The 22,260-nt window shown below is 49.0% G+C and carries 21 protein-coding genes; 3 read left to right on the top strand and 18 right to left on the bottom strand.

Features of this window, described 5'->3' with window-relative positions:
* Positions 1–23 precede the first annotated feature (23 nt).
* The 11 genes from AC5OW4_RS06875 to AC5OW4_RS06825 all read right to left on the bottom strand — a co-directional run bounded on the left by AC5OW4_RS06875 (position 24) and on the right by AC5OW4_RS06825 (position 12,231).
* Entirely contained in the window at positions 24–521 is a 498-nt protein-coding gene (locus tag AC5OW4_RS06875) for a PTS sugar transporter subunit IIB (protein ID WP_295768546.1), read from the bottom strand.
* 63 nt (positions 522–584) lie between these two features.
* Complete coding sequence (locus AC5OW4_RS06870; RefSeq protein WP_195395260.1) at positions 585–1,007, bottom strand: PTS sugar transporter subunit IIA; 423 nt, start codon at positions 1,005–1,007, stop codon at positions 585–587.
* Complete coding sequence (locus AC5OW4_RS06865) at positions 1,004–2,110, bottom strand: SIS domain-containing protein (protein WP_072685447.1); 1,107 nt, start codon at positions 2,108–2,110, stop codon at positions 1,004–1,006. Before AC5OW4_RS06865 ends, AC5OW4_RS06870 begins: the two co-directional genes overlap by 4 nt.
* Before the next feature lie 464 nt (positions 2,111–2,574).
* Positions 2,575–3,420, bottom strand: coding sequence for a Nif3-like dinuclear metal center hexameric protein (locus AC5OW4_RS06860; RefSeq protein WP_072685445.1), 846 nt, complete (start codon positions 3,418–3,420; stop codon positions 2,575–2,577).
* 64 nt (positions 3,421–3,484) lie between these two features.
* Positions 3,485–3,766 carry a helix-turn-helix domain-containing protein gene (locus AC5OW4_RS06855; RefSeq protein ID WP_072685444.1) on the bottom strand — a complete coding sequence of 94 codons (282 nt, stop codon included), beginning with the start codon at positions 3,764–3,766 and terminating at the stop codon, positions 3,485–3,487.
* A 314-nt stretch (positions 3,767–4,080) separates the two neighbouring features.
* A complete protein-coding gene (gene ftsH / locus AC5OW4_RS06850; RefSeq protein WP_072685443.1) occupies positions 4,081–6,003 on the bottom strand; it encodes an ATP-dependent zinc metalloprotease FtsH in 1,923 nt (640 codons plus the stop codon).
* Positions 6,004–6,024: 21 nt separating this feature from the next.
* Positions 6,025–6,564: a hypoxanthine phosphoribosyltransferase gene (gene hpt / locus AC5OW4_RS06845; RefSeq protein WP_072685442.1), complete on the bottom strand. Its 540-nt coding sequence runs from the start codon at positions 6,562–6,564 to the stop codon at positions 6,025–6,027.
* Positions 6,565–6,585: 21 nt separating this feature from the next.
* Positions 6,586–7,809, bottom strand: a complete 1,224-nt coding sequence (tilS, locus tag AC5OW4_RS06840) for a tRNA lysidine(34) synthetase TilS (RefSeq protein ID WP_072685441.1) — start codon at positions 7,807–7,809, stop codon at positions 6,586–6,588.
* Positions 7,810–7,959: 150 nt separating this feature from the next.
* The gene (locus AC5OW4_RS06835) at positions 7,960–9,690 is read right to left on the bottom strand and encodes a SpoIIE family protein phosphatase (protein WP_072685440.1); all 1,731 of its coding nucleotides are present in this window, start codon (positions 9,688–9,690) and stop codon (positions 7,960–7,962) included.
* Positions 9,691–9,931: 241 nt separating this feature from the next.
* On the bottom strand, positions 9,932–10,507 hold the full coding sequence (locus tag AC5OW4_RS06830; protein ID WP_229056704.1) for a hypothetical protein: 576 nt from the start codon (positions 10,505–10,507) through the stop codon (positions 9,932–9,934).
* Positions 10,508–10,824: 317 nt separating this feature from the next.
* A complete protein-coding gene (locus AC5OW4_RS06825) occupies positions 10,825–12,231 on the bottom strand; it encodes an MATE family efflux transporter (RefSeq protein ID WP_229100717.1) in 1,407 nt (468 codons plus the stop codon).
* Positions 12,232–12,338: 107 nt separating this feature from the next.
* On the opposite strand from AC5OW4_RS06825, the gene AC5OW4_RS06820 reads away from it, so the two are divergent.
* The gene (locus tag AC5OW4_RS06820) at positions 12,339–13,214 is read left to right on the top strand and encodes a LysR family transcriptional regulator (protein ID WP_072685438.1); all 876 of its coding nucleotides are present in this window, start codon (positions 12,339–12,341) and stop codon (positions 13,212–13,214) included.
* A 175-nt stretch (positions 13,215–13,389) separates the two neighbouring features.
* Here AC5OW4_RS06820 and AC5OW4_RS06815 read toward each other — a convergent pair whose 3' ends face one another.
* The 4 genes from AC5OW4_RS06815 to AC5OW4_RS06800 all read right to left on the bottom strand — a co-directional run bounded on the left by AC5OW4_RS06815 (position 13,390) and on the right by AC5OW4_RS06800 (position 16,719).
* Positions 13,390–14,652, bottom strand: coding sequence for an MraY family glycosyltransferase (locus tag AC5OW4_RS06815; RefSeq protein ID WP_493676815.1), 1,263 nt, complete (start codon positions 14,650–14,652; stop codon positions 13,390–13,392).
* 59 nt (positions 14,653–14,711) lie between these two features.
* Positions 14,712–15,698 (bottom strand): rod shape-determining protein, encoded by a 987-nt coding sequence (locus AC5OW4_RS06810; protein ID WP_083538691.1) that lies wholly within the window; start codon positions 15,696–15,698, stop codon positions 14,712–14,714.
* Positions 15,699–15,837: 139 nt separating this feature from the next.
* Entirely contained in the window at positions 15,838–16,476 is a 639-nt protein-coding gene (locus AC5OW4_RS06805; RefSeq protein WP_006057935.1) for a M23 family metallopeptidase, read from the bottom strand.
* Positions 16,477–16,518: 42 nt separating this feature from the next.
* Entirely contained in the window at positions 16,519–16,719 is a 201-nt protein-coding gene (locus AC5OW4_RS06800; RefSeq protein WP_072685436.1) for a DUF1146 domain-containing protein, read from the bottom strand.
* A 333-nt stretch (positions 16,720–17,052) separates the two neighbouring features.
* Here AC5OW4_RS06800 and AC5OW4_RS06795 point away from each other — a divergent pair, with 333 nt between their 5' ends.
* Together AC5OW4_RS06795 and AC5OW4_RS06790 are read left to right on the top strand one after the other, a co-directional pair.
* The gene (locus tag AC5OW4_RS06795; protein ID WP_493676814.1) at positions 17,053–17,538 is read left to right on the top strand and encodes a hypothetical protein; all 486 of its coding nucleotides are present in this window, start codon (positions 17,053–17,055) and stop codon (positions 17,536–17,538) included.
* 295 nt (positions 17,539–17,833) lie between these two features.
* Complete coding sequence (locus tag AC5OW4_RS06790) at positions 17,834–18,850, top strand: Ig-like domain-containing protein (protein ID WP_493676813.1); 1,017 nt, start codon at positions 17,834–17,836, stop codon at positions 18,848–18,850.
* Between the two features lie 257 nt (positions 18,851–19,107).
* Here AC5OW4_RS06790 and AC5OW4_RS06785 read toward each other — a convergent pair whose 3' ends face one another.
* The 3 genes from AC5OW4_RS06785 to AC5OW4_RS06775 form a co-directional block, all read right to left on the bottom strand.
* A complete protein-coding gene (locus AC5OW4_RS06785; RefSeq protein WP_493676812.1) occupies positions 19,108–20,589 on the bottom strand; it encodes a M56 family metallopeptidase in 1,482 nt (493 codons plus the stop codon).
* A gap of 10 nt (positions 20,590–20,599) precedes the next feature.
* A complete protein-coding gene (locus AC5OW4_RS06780; RefSeq protein ID WP_493676811.1) occupies positions 20,600–20,953 on the bottom strand; it encodes a BlaI/MecI/CopY family transcriptional regulator in 354 nt (117 codons plus the stop codon).
* A gap of 382 nt (positions 20,954–21,335) precedes the next feature.
* Positions 21,336–22,260: type I restriction-modification enzyme R subunit C-terminal domain-containing protein (locus AC5OW4_RS06775; RefSeq protein ID WP_493676810.1), on the bottom strand; the 925-nt coding region annotated here is incomplete at its 5' end.

Here is a 22,260-nt window from a genome sequence, read left to right as displayed (position 1 = left end):
GTTTTTGCCCTCCTTATAATTTTTTATTTGGCAAATATTTTTTCAATATCTTTGAAGTTCATGCGGTCCAAAGATGGCGTGATCTGCGCGAAGACTTCCACACCGGCGTCGGCCATTTTCTTGGCGCATTCAAATTCCTTCCGCGTCATGAAGACCTGCGGCAGCGTCGGGATGTATTCCTCGCCCGGCTTCTTGTTGACGCCGGCTGTGCCGATGTTGAGCTTGGCGATCCCCTTGACGCGTTCCCAGATGTAACAGGCATCCTCGACGGTTTCCGTGACCAGGAATATTTTCTTCCGGTCATTGATCGGATTGTTCAGCGCCTTGATCGAATCCGCGATAGTCTTGATGATCAATTTGACGCCTGCCGGTTTGGCCAGTTTCATCGTCGCGGCCTTAAAGCTGTCCCCTGCCGCCTCGTCGTTGGCTACCAGAATCGTTTCCGGCTTGATCGCGGAAGTCCAGGACACAGCCACTATGCCGTGAATTAACCGGTCGTCCGCTCTGACTAAAATAATCATAAAATCCTCCTTTCCTTTTTATAACGCCTGATTCAGTTCAGGTCATTACCTCAATGATTTTGTTTACAGCTCGTCGTCCTCGGTTAGATCTGCTTCTTCAGCGTCAGTGTTCAGCGTGTTCATGCACATCATTTCCGCTCTTGCGCGCTCCACGATCTGCGCGGCCAGCTCCGGTGTAATGTCTTCGCTTTGATAAACCATTTCCAGCACTAACGGAAAGTTGACGCCGGTCACCAAGACAAAGGCCATTTCCTGCATCAGCTTCGCAGCGATCTGATTCACGCTGCCTCCGGCCAGATCGGTCAGAACAACCAGGTTGCCCGGTTCGATGGCAGCCAGCTTGGCGCGCAGCGCTTTTTCAAATTCATTATCTTCGACATAGGCGTTGATATAATGAATGTTAGCGGCGTCGCTGTTGAAGAAATGAATGGCGTTGGCCAGCCCTTCGGCGAGCGTGGAATGGGTGGCGATCAGAAATTGATTCATGCTTGTTCCTCCGGTTTCTTATGGGCGAACGCCCGGCGTTTCGGCGGATAGACGCTGGTGTCGTAGCCGATTTCCTCACAATTACGGGCCGCCATCAGCTGGAAGGGAACAACGAAGGCCAGCGGACTCAAGTCGGGCGCGATCGGACTGCGGAAATGCAGATCCTTCGGATTTGTTGCTTGTTGATCGGCATAAAAGACAAAGACGTGCTCGGTCACTTCATTCTCCCGGATCCAGTCCAGAAACAGTGGAATCCGCGTGCGTTCAACTTCATTGCTTGCGATGAAATACAGGTAGGTTTGATCGTCGAACGCCATCTGCGGCCCGTGGATCAGTTCCTCCAATTCATAGGCGCTCAGCGGCTTGTGGAAGGTTTCATACATTTTCAGAACGCCTTCCAGCGCGGTTGGATAATTTGTTCCATAAGCGGCGATATGCCCCTTTTTCATGTCCAGCAGCTCCGGCTGATTGCGGTCGATCCATTGCTGGACTTCTTCGATCAACGCATCGAAATGCTCGAGCATCGTTTCCGCTTCCTGCAGTTTCTGCTCGCTTTGCGCTTTCTCCAGCTGTCCCAGCGCCGAGGCAATTTCAACAGCCCACAGATAACCGGTCAGCAGCGTGATGATGTAGCCTCGGGTTTCGATCGGGATTTCTTCCTTGCCGCAGGTTAACGGCACGACGACGTCGACCTCGCGGGTGATCAGGCTGGACAACGCTTCCGTCAGCGCAACGGTAAAGTAGCCCGCATTTTTAGCTTTGCGCATCGCCTCCACCGTGGAAACGCTGGTGCCTGACTGACTGATGCCGACGACCAGAATCTGATGCGGCTGATAGATCTCATTGTTATTGATCTGCGTATAATTCGTAAATACCGTCGGAATCACGACTTCCGCTTCCACCTTCAGGTATTTTTCAAACCAGTTCTTAAAGCTCAGCGCCGCATGATAGCTTGTTCCTGAACCCAGAAAATAAACTTTCCGGATATCTTGATTCAGGAACAATTCAATCATCGGATTGACGAAACAGGCTCTTTCGGCAAACGACTGACGAAGTGCCCGGCCTTGATCCAGAATATATCCAGCCATCGTCGGTTTTTCCATTTTTCTCCTCCTGTATAATCATGTTTTTGTTTATTGTATATATATAATATATTTCGTGAATACGCTTACGTCAAGATAAATTTGTAGATTTTTGTAGGATTTTCTTTTTGAGTTGGAATGAAAGCATCGTAAATCAGTGACTTTGTAATCATTTATTGCTTTATTATGTTATTTATTTTCGCTTTCTCTCTTTGTCTTTCGCCCTCTCTCTCGCCTTACGCCTAGCACTATATATGTATAATCATTCAATAATATGACTATATTTTTATCTCTTATATTTTTTACATTCAGTTCCCCCGTTGTTTTGACGCAGGAATTTTTCAGAGCAATGGGGATCAGAAAACTGATCTTCGATACAATAAAAAAAGCCAGCTGTCGTTTAACAACTGACTTTGATTCCTTCTGTTTAAGCTTATCCGGCGGCATCTGAACACCTTTGCCCCTTAAGAAAATTATGCCATCGTTTAAGCAGTCATGAATTCATACATATCGCCGGACTGGATATAACGGCACGGAACGGCTTCGCCCAGCGCTTTTGGGATATAGCTGACCATGTATTCCATTCCCGGTTCCTCCGTATTAAAATGGCCGACTGCCAGAATCGCTTTCGGCATCCCCAGCATCGCACTGTCGCGGATGTATTCGCTGACGGTAAAATCGATCAGTTCCATCGAGATCAACAAGTCGATATTTTCCTGATCAATCCGGGTGATCATATCGTTGTCGCCGCCCAGGATGTGACTGGCAATCGCGACTTTCCTGACCTTCGCCTCGGTGTTTCCCAGCATTTTCAATCCGGTCAGATGGAATTTCTCCATGATCAGGCGTCCAATTTCCTTAACCGGCGTTTCCGGTATCTCAAAAACCATCGGGCGGACCGGATCGCAGCATAAATATTTTTCCCAGCCTAAAGTGACCATAACGCCATGAAAAATCCCGTCTACATAGCCGCCGTTCATCGGAATCCCGGAATGGATATAATCATGATCCCGCCAGACGACGATGCCGGTTTCATCCAGCAGCTGCTTTTTTGCCAGAAAGGTTTTATTCCGAGCTTCGTCCAGCCAGTCGGTATGATCGCCGTGATTCCAGAACAGCGCTTCATGACTGATGATCAGATTGGCGCCGCTGGCGCTGGCCTTGCGGATGACGTCGACTGAAGCATAACACGTCGTCACGATGCCGGTACATTCCTGATCCGGATTTCCGTAAAGGATCTGATCCCGGGTTACCGCGTCGTCAATCGGTTTGCCATTGGCGATTCCGCGATGATACTGTTTCATTTTCTGTATGACTTCACTAATTTTCATAACAAACCTCCTGTTTGTATTGTAACCCCTTTTTCCGGCTTTTTCTATGCCTGAATCGCCCGTTTTATCCCTCGGAATCCTTCGGCTTCGACAAAGAGGCGCATCCGGATTCGGAAAATTCATAATCATTGATTTCAGGGAAATCCAGAAATTCCGCCAAAGTCATATCAAAAGCACAGGCAATGCGGAAAATTGTTGCCATACCTGGATTTTTATACATTCCCTCTACGATCCGCGTCAACGTCCGCTCGTTAATCTTCGCTTTTTTCCCCAAAATCTCCACTGAGATGTGTTTAAGCCTGCATAGTTCCTGTATCCGTTTCGCTAAAATTTGATTGTATTCCATAGTTATTCCTGCCTTACTTCATAGCCTGCATGTCCATCGTTTATTCTGTTTTTTCAGGTTATTGTCAATTTGAGAAGGTTGCAATAAACTCTGAACTTCTTAATTATAATCGATTCCCGGTCCAATAAACCATACCTGATTTCCAACTTGCTTCGATTCCAACGCTTCGGCAGCCTTGTTCTGTATTCCAAATCTGGAATATGATCCTCTTCCCCTAAGCCAGAATCATTTCAAAACGATCCGCTGTATAACAGATCATACGCTCATCCTTTGCAAACAAGAAAAGATGGCCGCATAGACCACCTTTTGTTAACTTATTCAGCTTCCGCTTCCGGACGTGAATTTTCCGGCGTTTCCGCAATCGTGGACGCAGATTCCGCCGATTCCGTGGCAGCTGCCGCTTTCATCTCCGGTGTCGGCAGATCCAAAAACGGTTCGCCTTTAATGATCTTATCAATCTGTTCGGCAGTCAGCGTTTCATTTTCAATCAGCGCTTCCGCGATTTTGATCAGTTCATCTCTGTGCTCCAGAATAATCTTCTTGGCTTCATCATGGCACTGGTCGATGATCTTGCGAATCTCCTGATCAATTTCAAACGCAACCTGTCCGGATACGTTGCTCGCCGAGTTGTAATCGCGGCCCAAAAAGACGTTCTGCTGACCATGATCATACTGAACCGGGCCGAGATCGCTCATGCCGTACAGCGTGACCATATCCCGCGCCATCTTCGTCGCCTGCTCGATATCGTTCACCGCACCGGTTGTGATATCGTCAAAGAACACTTCTTCCGCGACGCGGCCGCCCATGTAGCCGGTGATCGCCGACATCAGGTCGTTCTTCGTGTTCATGATCTTTTCTTCCTTCGGCGTCATCAGGTTGTAGCCCCCGGCGGTGCCGCGCGGAATGATCGTTACTTTCTGAACAATATTGGAGTTTTCCAGATTCAGGCCGACGATCGCATGGCCGGATTCATGGTAAGCCACCAGTTTCTTGGATTTTTCATCATATTTTCTGGACTTTTTGGCCGGGCCCATCATGACGCGGTCAATCGCTTCGTCCAGATTGTGCATGTGGATCAGATCGCTGTTTTCCCGCACCGCCAGAATCGCGGCCTCGTTCAGCACGTTTTCCAGATCCGCGCCGGAAAAGCCCGGCGTCCGCTTCGCTAAAGCGTCCAGATCAATTTCCGGAGCCAGCTTCTTGTTGCGGGCATGGACTTCCAGAATGGCCTTACGGCCTCTGCGATCCGGCAGAGAAACGGTAATCTGACGGTCAAAACGGCCCGGCCGCAACAGCGCCGGATCGAGGACGTCGGGCCGGTTGGTCGCCGCAATCACGACGATACCGGCATTGTCCGTAATGCCGTCCATCTCGACTAACAGCTGGTTTAATGTCTGTTCCCGTTCATCATGACCGCCGCCTAAACCCGCGCCGCGCTGGCGGCCGACCGCATCGATTTCATCAATGAAGATCATACACGGGGCTGTCTGCTGCGCTTTTTTAAACATGTCGCGGACACGGCTCGCGCCGACGCCGACGAACATTTCAACGAAATCCGAGCCGGAAATCGAATAGAACGGAACGTCTGCTTCACCCGCAACCGCCTTCGCCAATAATGTTTTACCAGTACCTGGCGAGCCGACCATCAGGATGCCCTTCGGAATCCGCGCGCCCATCTTGGCAAACTTCTTCGGCGATTTCAGGTAGTCGATAATTTCCGCCATTTCCTGTTTTTCTTCATCGCACCCGGCGACGTCGTCAAAGCGAACCTTGATGTTGCCTTCCAGCCGGGCCCGGGATTTTGAGAATTCAAAGGCCTTGTTATTGCCGCCGCCGTTCATCTTGGAAATCAGGAAAAACGCCATCGCACCGAAAATCACAAACGGAATCAACGATAAGATCGTATCTAAAAACAGATTCGATTCGTTCATGTCGCTGACCTTGACGTCGGCAGCTTCCAGCGCGCTCATCAGCGCGTCGACTTCGGTTTCCGAGCGCGGCACAGAAGCGGTAAAGCCGACCTTCTTGCCGTCCTGTTCAAAAACACCCTTGATTTTAATCACATTGTCGCCGACCGTCACTGCGCTTTCGGTGACTTTCTGTTCTTCAACTAACTTTTGAAACTCGTTGTAGGTCAGATTCTGTGTCGCAGTCCCGGTATTCATGTTCATCAAACTGAACAGCGCCAGGATCACAATCAGATACGGAACAAAATTGATCCAACGATTATTACGCATTGTATCACTCCTTCGCTAGCGTTACTTGTAGCATTCTTCTTTCAGGACACCGACAAAAGGGAAATTGCGGTACTTCTGATTGAAGTCCAGTCCAAATCCGACTACGAATTCGTTTGGAATTTCAAAGCCGGTATAATCCGCCTCAATATCGACAACCCGGCGGTCCGGCTTATCGAGCAGCGTGACGACGCGGACAGTCCGCGCCCCTTTGTTTTTCAGCATCGTCTTGACCGTTTTTAACGTTCTGCCGGTATCGACGATGTCTTCGACCAACAGGATGTCCAGATTTTTGACAGAGCAGTCCAGATCCTTGATAATCTTGATATCGCCGATCGACTCTGTTCCCTCATAGCTGGAAACGTCCATAAAATCAAACTGAATGTCCAGATCAATGTGCTTGATCAATTCTGCCAAAAAAGGGACGGATCCCTTCAGCAGCGCGACTAACAGCGGTGGTTGTTCATTGTTTTTGTACTCTTGGGTAATTTGTTGTCCCAACTCTTTGCAGCGAGCTACAATTTCTTCTTCATTAAGTAAAACTTTTTCTAAACACGGATGCATAGCCAAACCTCCAGAATATCCCTATTTTATCACAAAACAAGTTGGATTGTTAGAGTAATGTGCGACATTACAGCCTATTTTCGGGACCAGAATGATCTCGCCGCGGCAGTTGACGACAACCGGCCAGCGCCGGCGCTGATCCGGCGGGATCTTCCTGTCGATAAACCACCGGTTTAAGCGTTTTGTGCCGAATCGGAGCTGAATCGCGTCTTGGGGACGGGGATTGCGGATCGTGATCGGAAAGTCTTCCTGATAGAGTGTGACCGCTTCCGTGGATTCTCCGTTCTCCGCGATCCTGAAATACGGCGTCGCGAACAATTCTATTTTATCCAGAACATAACAATAAGATACCTCATCTGTGAAGTCAAGTGAAAAGAATCCGTAAGCCGCCTGAAACCGGCGGTCTTTACTGAAACTCACGTCGAAATTCCCGTTTTTCTGCTTCAGCGCTTTGATCAGCTCGATGAGAAAGGCTTCTGAAGGCGGAACCACGCCCTGTTCCTGCATCCACGCACGCAGAAAAATTCGTTGTTCCGCTTCGCTCAGCGTGAGAAATATTTCCTGGGAAATGACTGGATCCGCGGGATTCAGCTTCGCTTTGACAGCTTCCTTCTTTTTCTGACGATTGCGGTTGCGCACTTTCAGTTTTCTGACTTCACTCCGCTTTTGCGCTTCGCTGAGTTCCGCCAGTTCATGATGACGCAGCTGATTGCGGCGGTAATCGTCGCTCAGATTGGATTCGTCGATCCCATAGGCAATTTTATGCCGGCCGCAGTATTCCTGCAGCTGCCGCTTCGTCCAGCTTAACAACGGCCGGACGACGACCACGCCCAGCACCCGGCCTTCTTCCCGGATGCCCAGCACTTCGCACTGCCTTCCAGACTCCTGCTGAAGCAGCGCCGTTTCCAGAAAATCGTCCAGATGCTGAGCAATCAGAACACCTGCCGCCGCTTCCTGATCGGCCAGCCGCGCAAAGAAGGCATACCGCGCCTCGCGCGCCCAGGCTTGAAAGTTTCCGGACGTTTCCTTGACCGGATCCAGCGAATAAAACGGGATCGCATAGCTGCGGCAATACGCTTCAACGATCTGTTGATCGCGGTCAGCAGTCGGCCGATGATGATAATTCACATGGGCGCACACAACGCTCACACGATGTCGGCGGCACAAATCCAGAAGCGCCATCGAATCCGGCCCCCCGGAAACACCCACGATCCACTTTTTTTCCGCCAGTTGATTCCACCGCATCGTACCGCCTCCTTCCGCTTGAATCCTGGTTTTATTTATTGAACCACAGAAGTATTCCGTTGCCAAGCGATTCGCCTGCGACAATCCCGGATTATTGTATAAATTCAGGCTTTTTTTCTGTTTTGAAGTCCAAAATGTGAAAAACCCGCGTCAGCGCTTGCTGACACGGGCGATTAACACGGTCACGTCGTCGGCGCAGCCGGTTTCCTCCATCGCACGCAGACCGGTTTCAATCCGCTGCAGAATCTGATCCGGATCGCCGCCGCGGATCCACTGATCGAGCACTTGTTTTTCCACGCCGTCGCTGCTCATCACAAAGCAATCCTGATCCTGACAGTCAATTTGAAAGCAATCCGTTTCGATTTCCTGAATGATCCCGATCGGCAGTGATTCGCCGCTGATTTCCATGATCTGATCCTCCCGGATCAGATACGTCGGACACGCCCCGGACTTACTCAGGAATGCCTGATGGCGGCGTTGGTCATAACACAGGAAATCCAAGGTTGCGAACAACTCCCGCTGATCGGCATGAAGCAGGGCATTAATGCTTTGCACCGCCGCTTCCACCGGCAGCTTGGCGCTCAGCATCCGCTGCAGCACCTGCGTGACAAATTGGGAACTGCGGGCCGCCTGGGGGCCGCAGCCCATCCCGTCGCTGATCGTACAGATCGTTGTCTGACCGTTGCGGAACACCGCGCTGGTATCGCCGGAAACCTCAGGATCCTTCTTTAAAGTAAATAATCGTGTTTTCAATGTTGAAGGCTGAGAGGTCGACAACTCCAGCCGGCTGCCGGTATAGAAAATCCGGTTGCGCTGAAACCGCGTCACCTTCAGATCCGGGTCGACGACCATGTGGATCAGAGGCAGGACGACTTCCTCCAATTCGCTGTGCGACAGCTGGGAGAAGTCGATCACTACCTGCAGCGGACCTTCCTCCCATTGCTGAACATGGACGCGCTTGACTTCAAAGTGATACCCTTCCAACAGATTCACCAGTTTATCGCTCAGCGCTTCGTCATCCACGACGCTTTGCTTCATCTGCATCGCCACGGTATCCAGTGCATCGGCCATCCCTTCCAGAATCCGCGACTGACTTGGGTGAATCGGTTTGAAATAATCGGCGATCAAATCAAAGATATGCGAAAACTGCGATAGCTGGTGCAGTAAAGTCCGCTTGCGGCCTTCGATCCGCTGACCGTTCAGCGTCTGTTTTTCCTCGCTCACCCAGCGCTGCGTGATCTGCGAGGCCGGGAACTGCTGCGCCGCCAGAAAGATCACGATCGCTGAAGCCAGCGACCAGGCTGGCTGCCGGGTCCAGATTAACGGCACCATCCAGCCTAAGAAGCGCAGCCAGCCCATATCCTGCCGCAGGATGTTCAACAATAACAACGCCGCGCACCAGACCGGCGTATGACTGCCGATGGGAAAACAGAATAACAAGCCTAAACACAACGCCAGATATTCACGCACCGGCATCGTCATGGCCAGACATGCCATCACCAGCACCGACGCCATCCATGCGCCTTCCAATGGAAAGATGGTCATGATCGGATAGATCAGACTGCTTCCGAGAATTCCCAGCATCATCATGCTGAGCTTGAATTCCGTGTCGATCCACATCCAGTCCGACTGGGTGAAGCGGCAGATCAGAACCCCCGCCCCCGCCGCGGCCAACCCCTGCGCGAAGGCCGTTCCGGTCGCCAGACTGGCCAGCAGGACGTTCAGACCGCAGATCATTGGAAACCACGCGAATAAATTCTGCCGCAAAAGCTGGATCAGACAAATCAGCAGCAGGAAGAAGACCAGCAGCAGTAATTGACAGTAAAATCCGGCAAAGCCAGAGAAACAGCTGCCAGCCAGCGTGCCGATTGCCGCCGCCATTCCCTCCCTGCGGTTGCGCTGATAGAAAAAGGCCAGTCCGGGATAAAGAAACACTGCGGATCGAAATGAAAGCGCAGTGAAGAAAAAACTGAAAACTAAAAACCCATCGCTCCTATGAAACTTCCGGAGCCATGCCGTAGACTTCTTTAGGGTCAGCTGACTCATGTTTTTCACCTTCTTAAGGCTATTGTAAGAAAGCTTCGCTGAAAACCCTGTCGAATCTTCCAGTTCTTTTCAATTTCTAAAGCATCAGGCATTCTTTGACGCGGTTGACAATATGACGGAACAGCGCGCTGTTTTCAGGGATCGTCGCTTTGACGTCTATAATCCGGGCGGTATTGATGTATTTGCAGTCGTTCAGAAACAGCACCGACTCTTTCTTCATGCCTTCGATCAGACCAATCCGCATCAGATGCCGGCGGCCGTTCGGACATTCGATCGGATCATACGCCATTTTATAGGTTACCGGATTGGACGTCATCGGCACGACGAACGCTTTGCCATTGCAGAAGGACAGGATCACGCCGAAGTGCTGAAAACCCGCTTCATTCAGATACGCCTGGCCAAAGTCGATGTAACAGATATCACCGATCTTCGCTTTCACGCCCAGCTGGACACAGCTGCGGGCATCCTTGCGGTTGAGCCAGTTCGCTTCGCTGACCAGATGGCAATGCGCCTGCCGGACCGACAGCGCGGAAAATTCTTCTTCCTTTAATGAGAGATACGCTCCCCACTGTTCCTTGAGCGAAGGATCTTCACTGTAAATCGGCGACAAATTCAAAGCCGGACGTTCAAGCATCAGGTTGTTTTTCATCATTCTTCACCTTCCTGATTATAATGTTGCCCGATTTCACATTTTGCCTGCTTTCTTCTCGGTTTGCGAGAATACTTTTTTTCTGCATACGAATTTCCCTGCCTGCCGCTCACAAGTATTGCAGAAAAATTAATTCAACCTCATCCGGTTCCAAAAGAAAAACCTGACTTCCGATCCAATCCCCTTTACCGGCGGCAACGCAAATCCAGAAAGCGTTCACCACCGATGCGGGATTGAATCATTGCATCAGGTTTCCATCTTGACCCAATGGATCAAAAATCAGAATATACAGCGTTATTTCAGATCTGGCTCAGTTTGGATCATGCTTCACTTTCGATCCATTCCGCCGCCGTTTCTTCGGCCGGCATTTCCGGCTGGATCGCTTCCTGCGGGATATCGAAGCGCTGCTGCTTCACCGCACGGTAGAAGGACACCGACATTGTGGCTGCGATCAGCCAGCCAACCGGCCAGGACAGCCAGATTCCGGTTAAGCCCAGCCCCAGAACCGTTGAGAAAAGACCAGCGCAGACGACGCGGATAACCAGATCCGTCAACGTCGCCGTCATAAACAGCTTCATCCGATTCACTCCGCGCAGCACTCCATCCGCGATCAGCTTCACCGCGATCACCAGATAGAACGGCGAAACGATGCGCAAGAACATCACGCCGGCGGATAAGGCCGCCTGATTGCCGTCGGTGATAAACAAGCCGACAAACGCCGGACCGGCCGCCAGATACAGCCCCGCGAACACCAGCGCGATCATCCCCGCCAGTTTGATTCCAGCCGAAAGTCCCGCTTCAATCCGTTCCGGGATTCCGGCCCCGGCATTCTGCGCCGTATAATTGGACATCCCGTTGCCGATCGCCGTAATCGAAGTGATCGTCATATTATTCAGCTTCACCGCCGCGGAATAGCCGCCCACCGCCGCCATGCCAAAGCCGTTGATCATGCTTTGAATCATGATATTGCCAACGGAAATAAAGCCCTGTTGTAAGATACTCGGCACCGCGATCAGCGTCAGCTCTCTCAGACAAACAGTGGAAAACAGCGGCGCCTTTCCGCTTTCCGGAAGACTTTGCAGCCGTTTCAACACGACGGTCAACGCCGCGGCCGCCGCAACGCCCTGACAAAGAAACGTCGCCCATGCTACGCCAGCCACGCCCATGTTCAGCTGCGCGACAAACAGAATATCGACAAACACATTCGTAACGGAAGACACCGCCAGGAAATAAAACGGCGTCCGCGAATCACCCAGCGCTGAAAAAATCCCCGTCGCAATGTTGTAAATTAAAAGAAACAGGAAGCCGCCCAGATAAATTAACAGATATTCTAACGAATCCCCGAAGATTTCCGCCGGCGTCTGAATCAGCTTCAACAGGAAGTCCGCGCCGATCAAGCCCAGCCCGGTCAGCGCCAGTCCGATCACCGTGCTGGTGATCAGCGAGGTCGTCACCGCCGTCTTCAGCCGGTTATAATTTTTCGATCCGAAGTGCCGCGCTACAACGACTGACGTGCCGATATTGCAGCCAAACGCAAACGCGATATAAATCAATGTAATTTCATAGGAATTTCCCACGGCCGCCAAGGCCGACGTACCGATCCAGCGGCCGGCCACAAAGCTGTCGGCAATGTTGTAAAGCTGTTGGAAAATAATACTCCCGAAAAGGGGAAGCGAATATTTCCACAGCACAACCGCCGGTTTCCCTACGGTTAAATCCTTATTCATAAAAAACCCCCTATCAGACTTTCCAAGTATAGCACCGTTCATGTATAATAAGTAATAGTTAATATTGATCGAATTAATAACAAACCGTTATGAAAGGAGGAAGAATTATGGAGTTAACCCAGCTACGCTATTTTGCCGCCGTGGCCGAGCTTCAGCACGTGACCCGGGCTGCAGAACGGATGCACGTCGCACAACCGGCGATCACCAAATCAATTCACCGGTTGGAGGATGAACTCGGCATTCCCCTGGTTGCCTCGCGCGGCCGCAACATCGTGCTGACGGACTATGGCCGTGCGCTTTACGGTATGCTTCGCGAACCTCTGTCAGCTTTAGATCAGATCCCCGAGCAGATGCGGCAGCTAGCTCAGCGCAGTGCCTGCACGCTGCATATCAATGTCCTGGCGGCTTCCCGGGCTGTGACGGACGCCGTGATCGCCTATAAACATGATCATTCGGAAATCTTGTTTTCCATCATGCAGAATGAACTGACGCAAATTTGTGATTTATCTGTCGATACGCTGACGGAACTGCCGGCGGTTTCGCACCAAGTGGACAATTCCGTTTCTTTCCGGGAACCGATTCTGCTTGCGGTTCCTTCTGCCTCCCTTTACAGCAGGCTGAGTTCCATTGATTTAAAAGAGTTAAAGGAAGAAGGCTTTATCTGTCTGGCCGGAAACCGGAAATTCCGGAAGATCTGCGATCAATTCTGTCAGGCGGCAGGCTTTCAGCCGAAAATTATCTTTGAAAGCGACAGCCCGGCAACGGTGCGCAATCTGATCGGCGCAGGCAGCGGCATCGGTTTCTGGCCTGAACATACCTGGGGAGCCATCGGCGAAGACGTGAAGCTGATTCCGATAGCCAGTCCGCAATGTGCCCGGGAATTAAGAATCTCCCTGCATCCGCAGGACAGCGCCCGGACAGCCCTGATTCATCCGTTTTATCATTATCTCATTCATTATTTCGAAGCGTTGTTTGAAGCTTAACGAAAATGGCTGACGGCTAACAGTCTTTCTTGTCTTTCTTCTGTCTTTCTTCTGCCTTTCTTCTGTCTTTCTTCTGTCTTTCCCCACCGTAAAAAAAACAGTTTTTATGCATTTAAAAACACGGAATTCATGAAGTTCGCAAACCCCTTCCAATTCCGTGTCTTTTTTATTTCTTTTATTTCAGGTCTTCGTTCTTCTCGGAATCTGCTTCATTTTCATCCGATGGCTCTTCCTCTTTCGAGGCTTCTGTCTTTGCCGGCCGTCCCTTCTCTTCCTGATTCTTTGCTTCCATATGCTCCGCATCGGACTCTGTTTCACTCAGGATTTCGCTGGCGTCGCTCGGATCTGTTTCCTCGACTAACGCCTTCTTCTTCGGATGTCCCGTCAGGCGCCGGCACAGTCCCAATAACGGATGCCACTTTGGATTGATCATTTCGGTCGCTTCCACAAAGATCTCGGCCACAATCGTTAGCAACACAAGCATGATCATGCCCCATTGTTCATTAAAATAGCTCAAGACGGCACAGCCGCCAAACAGCGCCGTCACCAGATACAGCACCAGCACGGTGTTGCGGTGTCCCAGTTTCAGCTTATACATTAAGATGTGATGCAAATGCGAGCGGTCTGCCTGCATGATCCCCTTGCCGCTCAGCTTCCGCCGCACCATTGCGATCAGCGTGTCGGAAATCGGAACGAACAGAATGATCACCGGGAAGCCCAGCGTGATGAACGTCGTCGTCTTAAACCCCAGCAGCGACAGACAGGCCAGCGTGAATCCGAGGAACAACGCCCCGCAGTCGCCCTGGAAGATCGACGCCGGATGGAAATTGTACGGCAGAAATCCGGCGATCGCACCCGCCAGGATCAAGGAGATCACCGGAATATCCCGGCGTCCCATAAAGAAACCGATGAAGCCGATCGTGCAGACGACGATAAAGCAGATGCCTGCCGATAAGCCGTCCAGCCCGTCGATCAGGTTGATCGCGTTGGTCACGCCGACAATCCAGATAAACGAAACAAGAAAGGAAAACGGCATCATATTGATCTCAATGCCAAATGGCAGGGTGATCGACGTCAGGCCGATACCGCCGACCAGGATCGCGATCAGCGCCCCGGCGACTTCAAACAACAGTTTTTTTAATGGCGACAAATTGATCATGTCGTCGAGCAAGCCGCCCAAAAAGACCACCGAGCCTCCGATCAGGATCCCGTTGATGGTCGAGTCAGCCTTCAAAAAACAGGCCATTGAAATCATAAAGGCGACGAAAACGGCCAGACCGCCCATCTGCACTATCTTTCCGTGATGAACCGTTCGGTTGTTTTCCACTGCGTACACCTTTAAGGCGAATCCGATGCGCTTGGCAATCGGTACGCAGATCAGAGAAATCACAAACGGCAGCGCAAAGAACGGAAAGGCGCCTTCAATCAAATGCAGCATTGAAAGTACCCCCAGACTACGATAAAGAAATATCGCTGAATCAGCGATATTGTTGGTTACTAGCGAACAAGATGCAGATTTTCAAGCATGACGCCCGTGCCTTCCGCTACGCAGGACAGCGCGTTTTCAGCGACATACACCGGAACGTTCAGCTCGTTGATCAGCAGCTGATCGATCCCCTGCAGCAGCGCGCCGCCGCCGGTTAAGACTACGCCGCGGCTGACGATATCCGCACTCAATTCCGGAGGTGTCTGTTCCAGAACTGTACGGCAGGCCCGGACGACGTCCTGCAGGCTTTCGCGCATGGCCAGTTCTGTTTCTTCCGAATTCAGCGTGATCGTGTGCGGCAGACCGGTGACCAGGTCACGCCCGCTGACGTCCATCGAATCGCTGCGGCTGCCTCTCCAGGCCGTGCCGATGCGCTTCTTGATTTCTTCCGCAGTGCGGTCGCCGATCAACAGCTTATAGCTTTCCTTTACATATTTGATCAGATCGCGGTCGAGCTTATCGCCCGCAATCTTTAAGGACGTGCTGGTGACGATTTCACCCAGGGACAGAATCGCGACGTCGGTTGTACCGCCGCCGATATCCAGAACCATCGAGCCTGTCGGCTTGGCGATATCCAGACCCGCACCGATCGCCGCAACCTTTGGTTCCTCTTCGATGTAAACGCGCTTGGCGCCGCAGCGGTAAGCCGCGTCCCGGATCGCGTTGCGTTCGACGGACGTGATGTTCGACGGGCAGCAGATCAGAATCGTCGGACGGGAGAACATTCCCTTGAGTTTCAGCTTGCGGATAAAATGCTCAAGCATCAGCTCAGTGACTTCAAAGTCGGCGATGACGCCGTCCTTTAACGGACGGATCGCACTGACGCGGCCCGGAGTTCTGCCCAGCATTTCCTTCGCGTCCTGGCCGACAGCCAGGCACTTCTTCGTTTCTGCATCTAATGAAACAACGGAAGGCTCGTTCAACACGATGCCCTCTCCTTTAACGTAAATTAATGTATTCGCGGTACCTAAGTCGATACCTACTTCTTTGGTAAACAACATAAACCAACCTCCGCATCTCGTGTAAACACAAACATTATAACACAACTCCTTAAAATAACACCAGAATTAATGAATTTGTAACTATTTCAAGGGCTATCGCAGCGCGTACCTGTCAGAAAAAAACAGCACCGAAGTGCTATTTTATTTCAGCCGGCTTCATGCCGATGACCGTTGCCGGATCAATCAGCTTACCGTCCTTCTGCACCACGACATGAAGATGGATTCCCAGATCCTTGTTATAGATGTTTTCGCCTGCCAGGCCAAGGACATCGTTCTGATTGACAACCTGATCTTTTTTCACCGATACCTGGGATAAGCTCTGATAGGTAATTTCCAGATCTTCCCCGGTTTTCACCGTGACGCTCTTGCCGAACATCGCGTCTTCTTTGACTTCCGTCACCGTTCCGCCAAGCATCGCCGTGGCCTCGAAGACTTTGCCGTCATACGCGTAATCGAGTCCCTGATTCGGACGATATACGCCTTCAAATTCCGTAACAGCCTGACTGAGCACGTCTTCGCTTTTTGTTTTATCGAAGAAATGCAGGACTTCCTTGGCGTTGATCGCAAACGGCGCGGCGACGGTTTCGTCTGCCGGCAGCACGACCGGGATATGCAGGGAAGCCACGGCGTCCGGCTGATTGACCGGAAGGACGGGTTTGTTGTTGAATAAAGTGGAATTGGCAATGAAGAAACCGGAGATCAGAATCAGAATCATCGTCATCAAGATCACGGCTGTCGCTTTGCCTTTGGTACTTTTCTTTTCGTACATATACATGGATTTCACCTCTAGTGGTGAGTATGTCCCTATCCTTTTTGTTTATACATGGATCTTGATGACGAGATTGAGTAAAAACTGCGCCGCTAACAAAGCGATGCACATCGCGGTCAGAATATACAGCAGCTGAGCCTGCACGACACGCCCTTTGCGGATCAGTTTTTCATAGTTCAGGGCCTGCATGGCGTACAGTGCCAGCGCAAAACAAGCCAGATGCACAACGACACGAACGATCGCTTCCATAAGATCCTTCCTTTCCTTCTTTGCCGCTTCCGCTTATTTCCAGCGGACAAAATCCATTTTCAGAAGCGGCAGCGAACAGTCTTGTTTCGTTCATCATACTGGATTAAGAGGCTGGCTGTCAAACGTTACTTTTATCTCTGGTTTCCTTGCCGGCATAAAAAGGTAAGTGATTCATACCGGCCCATTACAATTTTCTTACGTTTCGCCGGTCTTCTTCCTTCACATCGTTTTTCCTTATATAATAGAGATAACCGGAATCTTCACAAGGCAATGATACGCCGCTGCTGAAAATCCAGAGCTGGCGCAATGGCCTGATTCAGTAAAGGAGAGCTTATGAAAAAAGATCGCTTCTATAATATTCTGTTTCCCATCTGGTTCTTTTTGTTTATTCCTTCCACCTGGCTTTTCCTGATCACATTCCTTGGGAACGCCGCGATTGATTCGCTGGTGTTGGCCCTGGGCTGCAAGATGAATCATAAGTCTTTCGTTTTAGCCTGGAAAAAGAGCTTTCCTGGGATCTTTGCGTTTGGTTATCTGGCGGATTTCATCGGCGCCGCAATATTGCTTATTCTCTCCACCGTTTTGAGCGATCCGTTTCCCTACGCAATGCAGTTTAATCCATTTTCCAACTTTGCCGGATTTCTGCTTGTTGCGCTGATAGTGGCGACAGCAGGGGCTCTGATTTATTTTTTCAACCTCAAAATCAGTTTCCGCAAGCTGGACTGGTCGCTCAGTGAGAAGCGCAAAGCGGCGTTGGTTCTGGCAGTTTTGACGGCGCCGTATTTGTTCTTATTTCCTTCGATTCTGCTTTACCGATAAAATGAAAAATGATTATCAAAGAATGAAAATCAGATCAAAAAATTGAACCGCGGGTTTTCCGATATCACATCAGGCAATATGCCTGTTTTTTATTCTTTTCAGCTTACTGATTTATTTTTGACATCCTTTCATCAATCCTCTTTCTGAGCCTTGATCACGCTAATGAAACAACTTTTTCCCTGTTTTACAAAACGAGGACTCATTTTCCCTGCTTCTTTCAAATTAATTAGAGTAAAGAATGTTTAATGATATAATAAATTTATATTCCAGGCCGTTATGAAAGGAGTTCATTTTCATGAAAAAGAAATCATCGCCAGGCCCCGTCCTTTTACGTTGCTTAACCGGAATCCTCGCTGCATTCATCGCCTTGATAGCTCTGGCCAACTTTATTTCCGGAGGTGGATTATTCGCAACAGTCCTGTTCATTTTCGCAGCTTTGTTCATTGCCCCGATCAAATCCATCGCAGAAATAAAGAAGAAATACAGAGTCAAACCCAGTCTGACTGTTGTTCTTATGCTTTTTTTGTTCTTTTCAGGGATCTTATTTTCCAATGTTCCTTCCGCAGATAAACCGGCCGCCGCTGCCACACCTGCCGCTACAGTTGAGGCAACTCAGGAACCCGATGCTCTTGCGGTCAACGATTTCAATGAATCGCAGAAAGAAGAAAAAAACGTTTCAAACGGAGCAGAAAAGGAGCAGGAACAGAAAGCTGGAGAGAGTTCTCCAACTTCATCCACTTCGCCCGCTGCAAGTTCGCTCCCTTCGCCAACGCCTTCACCGGCAGTCAAGTCTACCCCGATTCCAACTCCCGCGCCGACGCCGGAACCGGCACAGTCTCCTCAAACCCTCTTATTATACGCAAATACTTCTTATTATAGCAACGCCTGGCAAATCAAAATCGGAGATACTGTCAGCACCTATGTTCAGTATGGTTCAAGCGGCGGGAATACACCTTCTTATTTAAACTATTATTCTGATAATGAAGAAATTGCAACGGTCGATTCTCAAGGCAATGTCAATGGCGTCGCTGCAGGGACAACCAAAATCCATGTAGAAGGTGATGGATTGGAAGATTATATTACCGTTGCCGTCAGCGAAAAACAAATTGTCCTGGAATCGGAATCCTCAAGTCAGCAAGGATATCAAAGTGAGGGTGGTGATTATGTATTAAATACAAATACAATGAAATTTCACTATCCAAGCTGTCGCCACGTCAAAACCATAAAAAGCAGTAATCGTTGGGATTATCATGGTGATCGAGAAGAAGTGATCAACATGGGCTATATCCCATGCAAGACATGCAAACCTTAAAACTTAACTCATTGACTTGTGACGATAGACTGCGAAATTCATCTTTCTAAAATCATGATAAAAACCAGAATGCCTGTTGCTTCTGAATAATGATACGGACTTTGTATCCTTGTCATTGTACGTATCAATCTGCATTCTGATTTTCTTTTATCTTATCCTTTTATCTTATCCGTTTCTTAAAATTAATCAGCGTAAAAACTCCGATGTAAAACTTATTCTTTCCTGTTCCAAAGTGTCCTATCTGAATCAGAGACAAATTAATCTTGAACCCTGTAGATTTTCAGATCAACGATCTGGCCGTGGTCATCGCGTTCAATATAAACGTCGACCTGACCATCGCTCTGCATTGAGTATCGGCCGGCCATTTTGTCCTCCATCACTCTGACCTTTTTCCCCTGGTAAGTGTAGCCTTCGTGGTCATAGATCAGCTCATGTTCCTGATATTCCTGATCCAGTATCTCATCGCTTAAGTTGAGATAAGCGGCAATATGGAAGGCCCGCGGCTCGGCGTGAAATTCGGCAGCCAGCGCGGCTGCGGCTTTTACTCTCAAGACGTTCAGGCCATCCTGCGGATTCTGGCGCAATAACTGGATCAAGGCTTGATCGGCACGGCTGCGGATTTCCTGCGTCGATGGCAGATTGAGATCCCGCGTCAGTTCCGCTTCCAGCATAAAGCGGGAGTCCGCGCTGGAACACATGGACGACAGCTCTGAGGAAAACGGGGTTTGGGCTGCCGCCGCGGTGATCATGGTAAAGCTGACCAACAGGCCCAGACAACTGACTGTCATAATTTTCTTCAACGGTTTATAGGCAGCGATGCTGCGGACCCGGCGTTCCACTTCATTGCGGCTGAATGCACAGTAGTTCCAGGCAAATTTCAGACGTTTGCGCGACATCTGAATCAGCGCCCGGGCATAGCTTTGACGCTGCTGGACGTCCAGAATCGTCAGCACCGTTTCGTCGCACGCTTCCTCAAGATCCCGGCTGATCCAGTTGACCATCAGCCAGACCAGCGGATTAAACCAGTGGATACAGAGCGCAAGCAATGCGGCCAGCTTCATCAGGTTATCCCGGCGGCGGATATGCGCGCATTCGTGAAGCAGGATGTATCGCAGCAGTTCCGAATCCCGGAAATCCAGGCTTGCGGGCAGGAAAATCAGTGGACGCAGCACGCCGGAAACCAGCGGACCTTCAATCTGATCGTTGAGATATACTTCCGCCCGCACATTTCGTTCTTCCAGAATGGATCTGACTCGTTCATCGTCTTCAATCAAAATACTATCGTCAAATTTGCGGCGCGTCTGGGTATAGCGCCAGAATAAAAATCCTCCCAAAAGCAGCGTTCCGGCAATGCGAATTGTTATCCAATTCCATTGAAATGCCGGAAGCACTGACTGCGCAACTTCGTTAGTCGTTGTATAAGCAATTTGCCGATCCTCGGTTACATTTGTTTCCGCAGTCTGACCGGCGGTCCCGGCTTGTACAATCACATCTGTGCTTTCCGCAAACCGTTCAAAGAATACCGGCAGCTTCCAGTCAGGCAGTGAAGTCAGATTGAACGGCGTCGATAATGAAAAGGGAAGAAGCAGACGAATCAGGACGCAGATCCATAAAAGCGGAAACAACCGTTTCGGCAGAAACCGTCCGAATATTTTTTTGAGCAGCACCACGATGACGATCATTCCGCCCCCGACCAAACTCATCAGCACCAGTGGCATATTCATTTTAATAATCCACATGATTTTTTCCTCATTTCATCTTTTCGATCAGCTTCAGAAGTTCGTCGGCTTTTTCATCGCTGAGTCCCTTATTCTTTAAGAAGGAAGAAAAGAACAGCTCGTCGCTTCCACCAAACATTTTATTGATCAGCTCCGTGGTTTCCTCTTTCTGAACCTCTTCCCGGCGGACTAACGCCTCACATTGAAAGTTGGGTTCCGTGCGCAAAACCGCGCCCTTATCCACACATTTTTTGATCACGGTATACGTAGTATTCTTATTCCAGCCGATGCTCTGGCCCAGCTCATCAGCAATTTCCTTTGCCGGTGTTTTGCCTTTCCGCCATAAGACGTCCATGATTTTTAATTCAGAATCGAATAATTTCATCCTGTCCTCCTTTCAGACTACTTCAATAGTCTTCTTGTTAAATAAAGACTACTACAATAGTCCATTAATGTCAAGACGATTTGAGTAGTCTGATCTGTTTTACTGGAATTATCTTTTCTTAATTTCAAAAAAATTCTACATCTCAATTTTATATGCTGTTAATAGCTTAAAGTGAATTGAAAAACAATATTCCCGTTCCGGCATAACTTATCAAATTTTTTAAATTTATCTGATATCGAAATCTACGAACAAAAGAATAGCAATTATCTAATAAAATCATTTACTCTGAGAATCAAAATCCCAAATAGTTTAAAAGCTGGGCAGCAATTTATCCCAGCTTTAATGATATAACGCATTCTTACTTAGACCTAGAACTTGCATCTCAGGATAAAGCATTAGAATTGATTCTTTTAATAACATTCTGAATTCCATTTAACATGTTTAAATCATTACCAAACAATTCAAGGATCGTACCTTTATCTGTAAACGGTGTATGTTTAAGCACTTCTGGATCCTTTAGCATACCGTTTCTTACAATATATTCAATAATCTGATTGACAAAATAAATCTGATTACTATTCAGCTCCGCATCATCCAGATATTCCGCAAACGCCCCTTTCGCGGCATTCATATCCAAGCCTACAATTTCTCTGACAAATTCACCTAATGGTTTATCTCCGAACTCTGAATAATAGTCTTGTTGCGTTCCCAATTCAATCCAAAGAATGTATTCTAAATCCTTTAGATCCTTGGAATTTAGAGGTTCATTGGACTTGAGTTTTATGATGGCTGGATTGTCTTGTTGATGCTGCTTAATATAATATTCAATCTTCGCTTTATAATTTTCCAAGTTAGTTTGATTAAGTTCTGACTCATGCCATTCTATAGAAAGAATATCATCTTCAAAATTAGTGTCATATTTACTTATTTTTCCTTTCGGCAAGTATTTCATAAGACTTCTAAATTTTTCTCTGATTTCCTCAAACTCATTAATTCCGCTATTGTCCAAATAATCTGTATGCAGGATTTTGTTGATTAAGTCTGAATGAACCTGAATTTCCGGAATGTTGGCTACGTTGGAAATCCCTTTAACCTTATTAGTTAAATCTCTATACCCTTTCATATACCGATTATTCATTAGATACGCTAACTCGATCTGATACATTAAAGCATCAAATCGCACTGCGCTGATCTCATCTTCATCAGGTTGAATCAGCGGTGTAAGCTCATTTTTAACCATTGAACAATCATCAGAGGTCAAAGTTACATAATTTTCTGGATTCGAGTATAAATCAACAAATTTAAGA

The sequence above is a fragment of the Holdemania sp. genome (assembly GCF_986127675.1).
This window is presented reverse-complemented; position numbering and strand designations above follow the sequence as displayed.

Coding starts and splice junctions, on each gene's coding strand:
- AC5OW4_RS06875 (WP_295768546.1), bottom strand. CDS start 521: ATGATTATTTTAGTCAGAGCGGACGACCGGTTAATTCACGGCATAGTG.
- AC5OW4_RS06870 (WP_195395260.1), bottom strand. CDS start 1,007: ATGAATCAATTTCTGATCGCCACCCATTCCACGCTCGCCGAAGGGCTG.
- AC5OW4_RS06865 (WP_072685447.1), bottom strand. CDS start 2,110: ATGGAAAAACCGACGATGGCTGGATATATTCTGGATCAAGGCCGGGCA.
- AC5OW4_RS06860 (WP_072685445.1), bottom strand. CDS start 3,420: ATGAAAATTAGTGAAGTCATACAGAAAATGAAACAGTATCATCGCGGA.
- AC5OW4_RS06855 (WP_072685444.1), bottom strand. CDS start 3,766: ATGGAATACAATCAAATTTTAGCGAAACGGATACAGGAACTATGCAGG.
- ftsH (WP_072685443.1), bottom strand. CDS start 6,003: ATGCGTAATAATCGTTGGATCAATTTTGTTCCGTATCTGATTGTGATC.
- hpt (WP_072685442.1), bottom strand. CDS start 6,564: ATGCATCCGTGTTTAGAAAAAGTTTTACTTAATGAAGAAGAAATTGTA.
- tilS (WP_072685441.1), bottom strand. CDS start 7,809: ATGCGGTGGAATCAACTGGCGGAAAAAAAGTGGATCGTGGGTGTTTCC.
- AC5OW4_RS06835 (WP_072685440.1), bottom strand. CDS start 9,690: ATGGCGGCGGCAATCGGCACGCTGGCTGGCAGCTGTTTCTCTGGCTTT.
- AC5OW4_RS06830 (WP_229056704.1), bottom strand. CDS start 10,507: ATGATGAAAAACAACCTGATGCTTGAACGTCCGGCTTTGAATTTGTCG.
- AC5OW4_RS06825 (WP_229100717.1), bottom strand. CDS start 12,231: ATGAATAAGGATTTAACCGTAGGGAAACCGGCGGTTGTGCTGTGGAAA.
- AC5OW4_RS06820 (WP_072685438.1), top strand. CDS start 12,339: ATGGAGTTAACCCAGCTACGCTATTTTGCCGCCGTGGCCGAGCTTCAG.
- AC5OW4_RS06815 (WP_493676815.1), bottom strand. CDS start 14,652: ATGCTGCATTTGATTGAAGGCGCCTTTCCGTTCTTTGCGCTGCCGTTT.
- AC5OW4_RS06805 (WP_006057935.1), bottom strand. CDS start 16,476: ATGTATATGTACGAAAAGAAAAGTACCAAAGGCAAAGCGACAGCCGTG.
- AC5OW4_RS06800 (WP_072685436.1), bottom strand. CDS start 16,719: ATGGAAGCGATCGTTCGTGTCGTTGTGCATCTGGCTTGTTTTGCGCTG.
- AC5OW4_RS06795 (WP_493676814.1), top strand. CDS start 17,053: ATGAAAAAAGATCGCTTCTATAATATTCTGTTTCCCATCTGGTTCTTT.
- AC5OW4_RS06790 (WP_493676813.1), top strand. CDS start 17,834: ATGAAAAAGAAATCATCGCCAGGCCCCGTCCTTTTACGTTGCTTAACC.
- AC5OW4_RS06785 (WP_493676812.1), bottom strand. CDS start 20,589: ATGTGGATTATTAAAATGAATATGCCACTGGTGCTGATGAGTTTGGTC.
- AC5OW4_RS06780 (WP_493676811.1), bottom strand. CDS start 20,953: ATGAAATTATTCGATTCTGAATTAAAAATCATGGACGTCTTATGGCGG.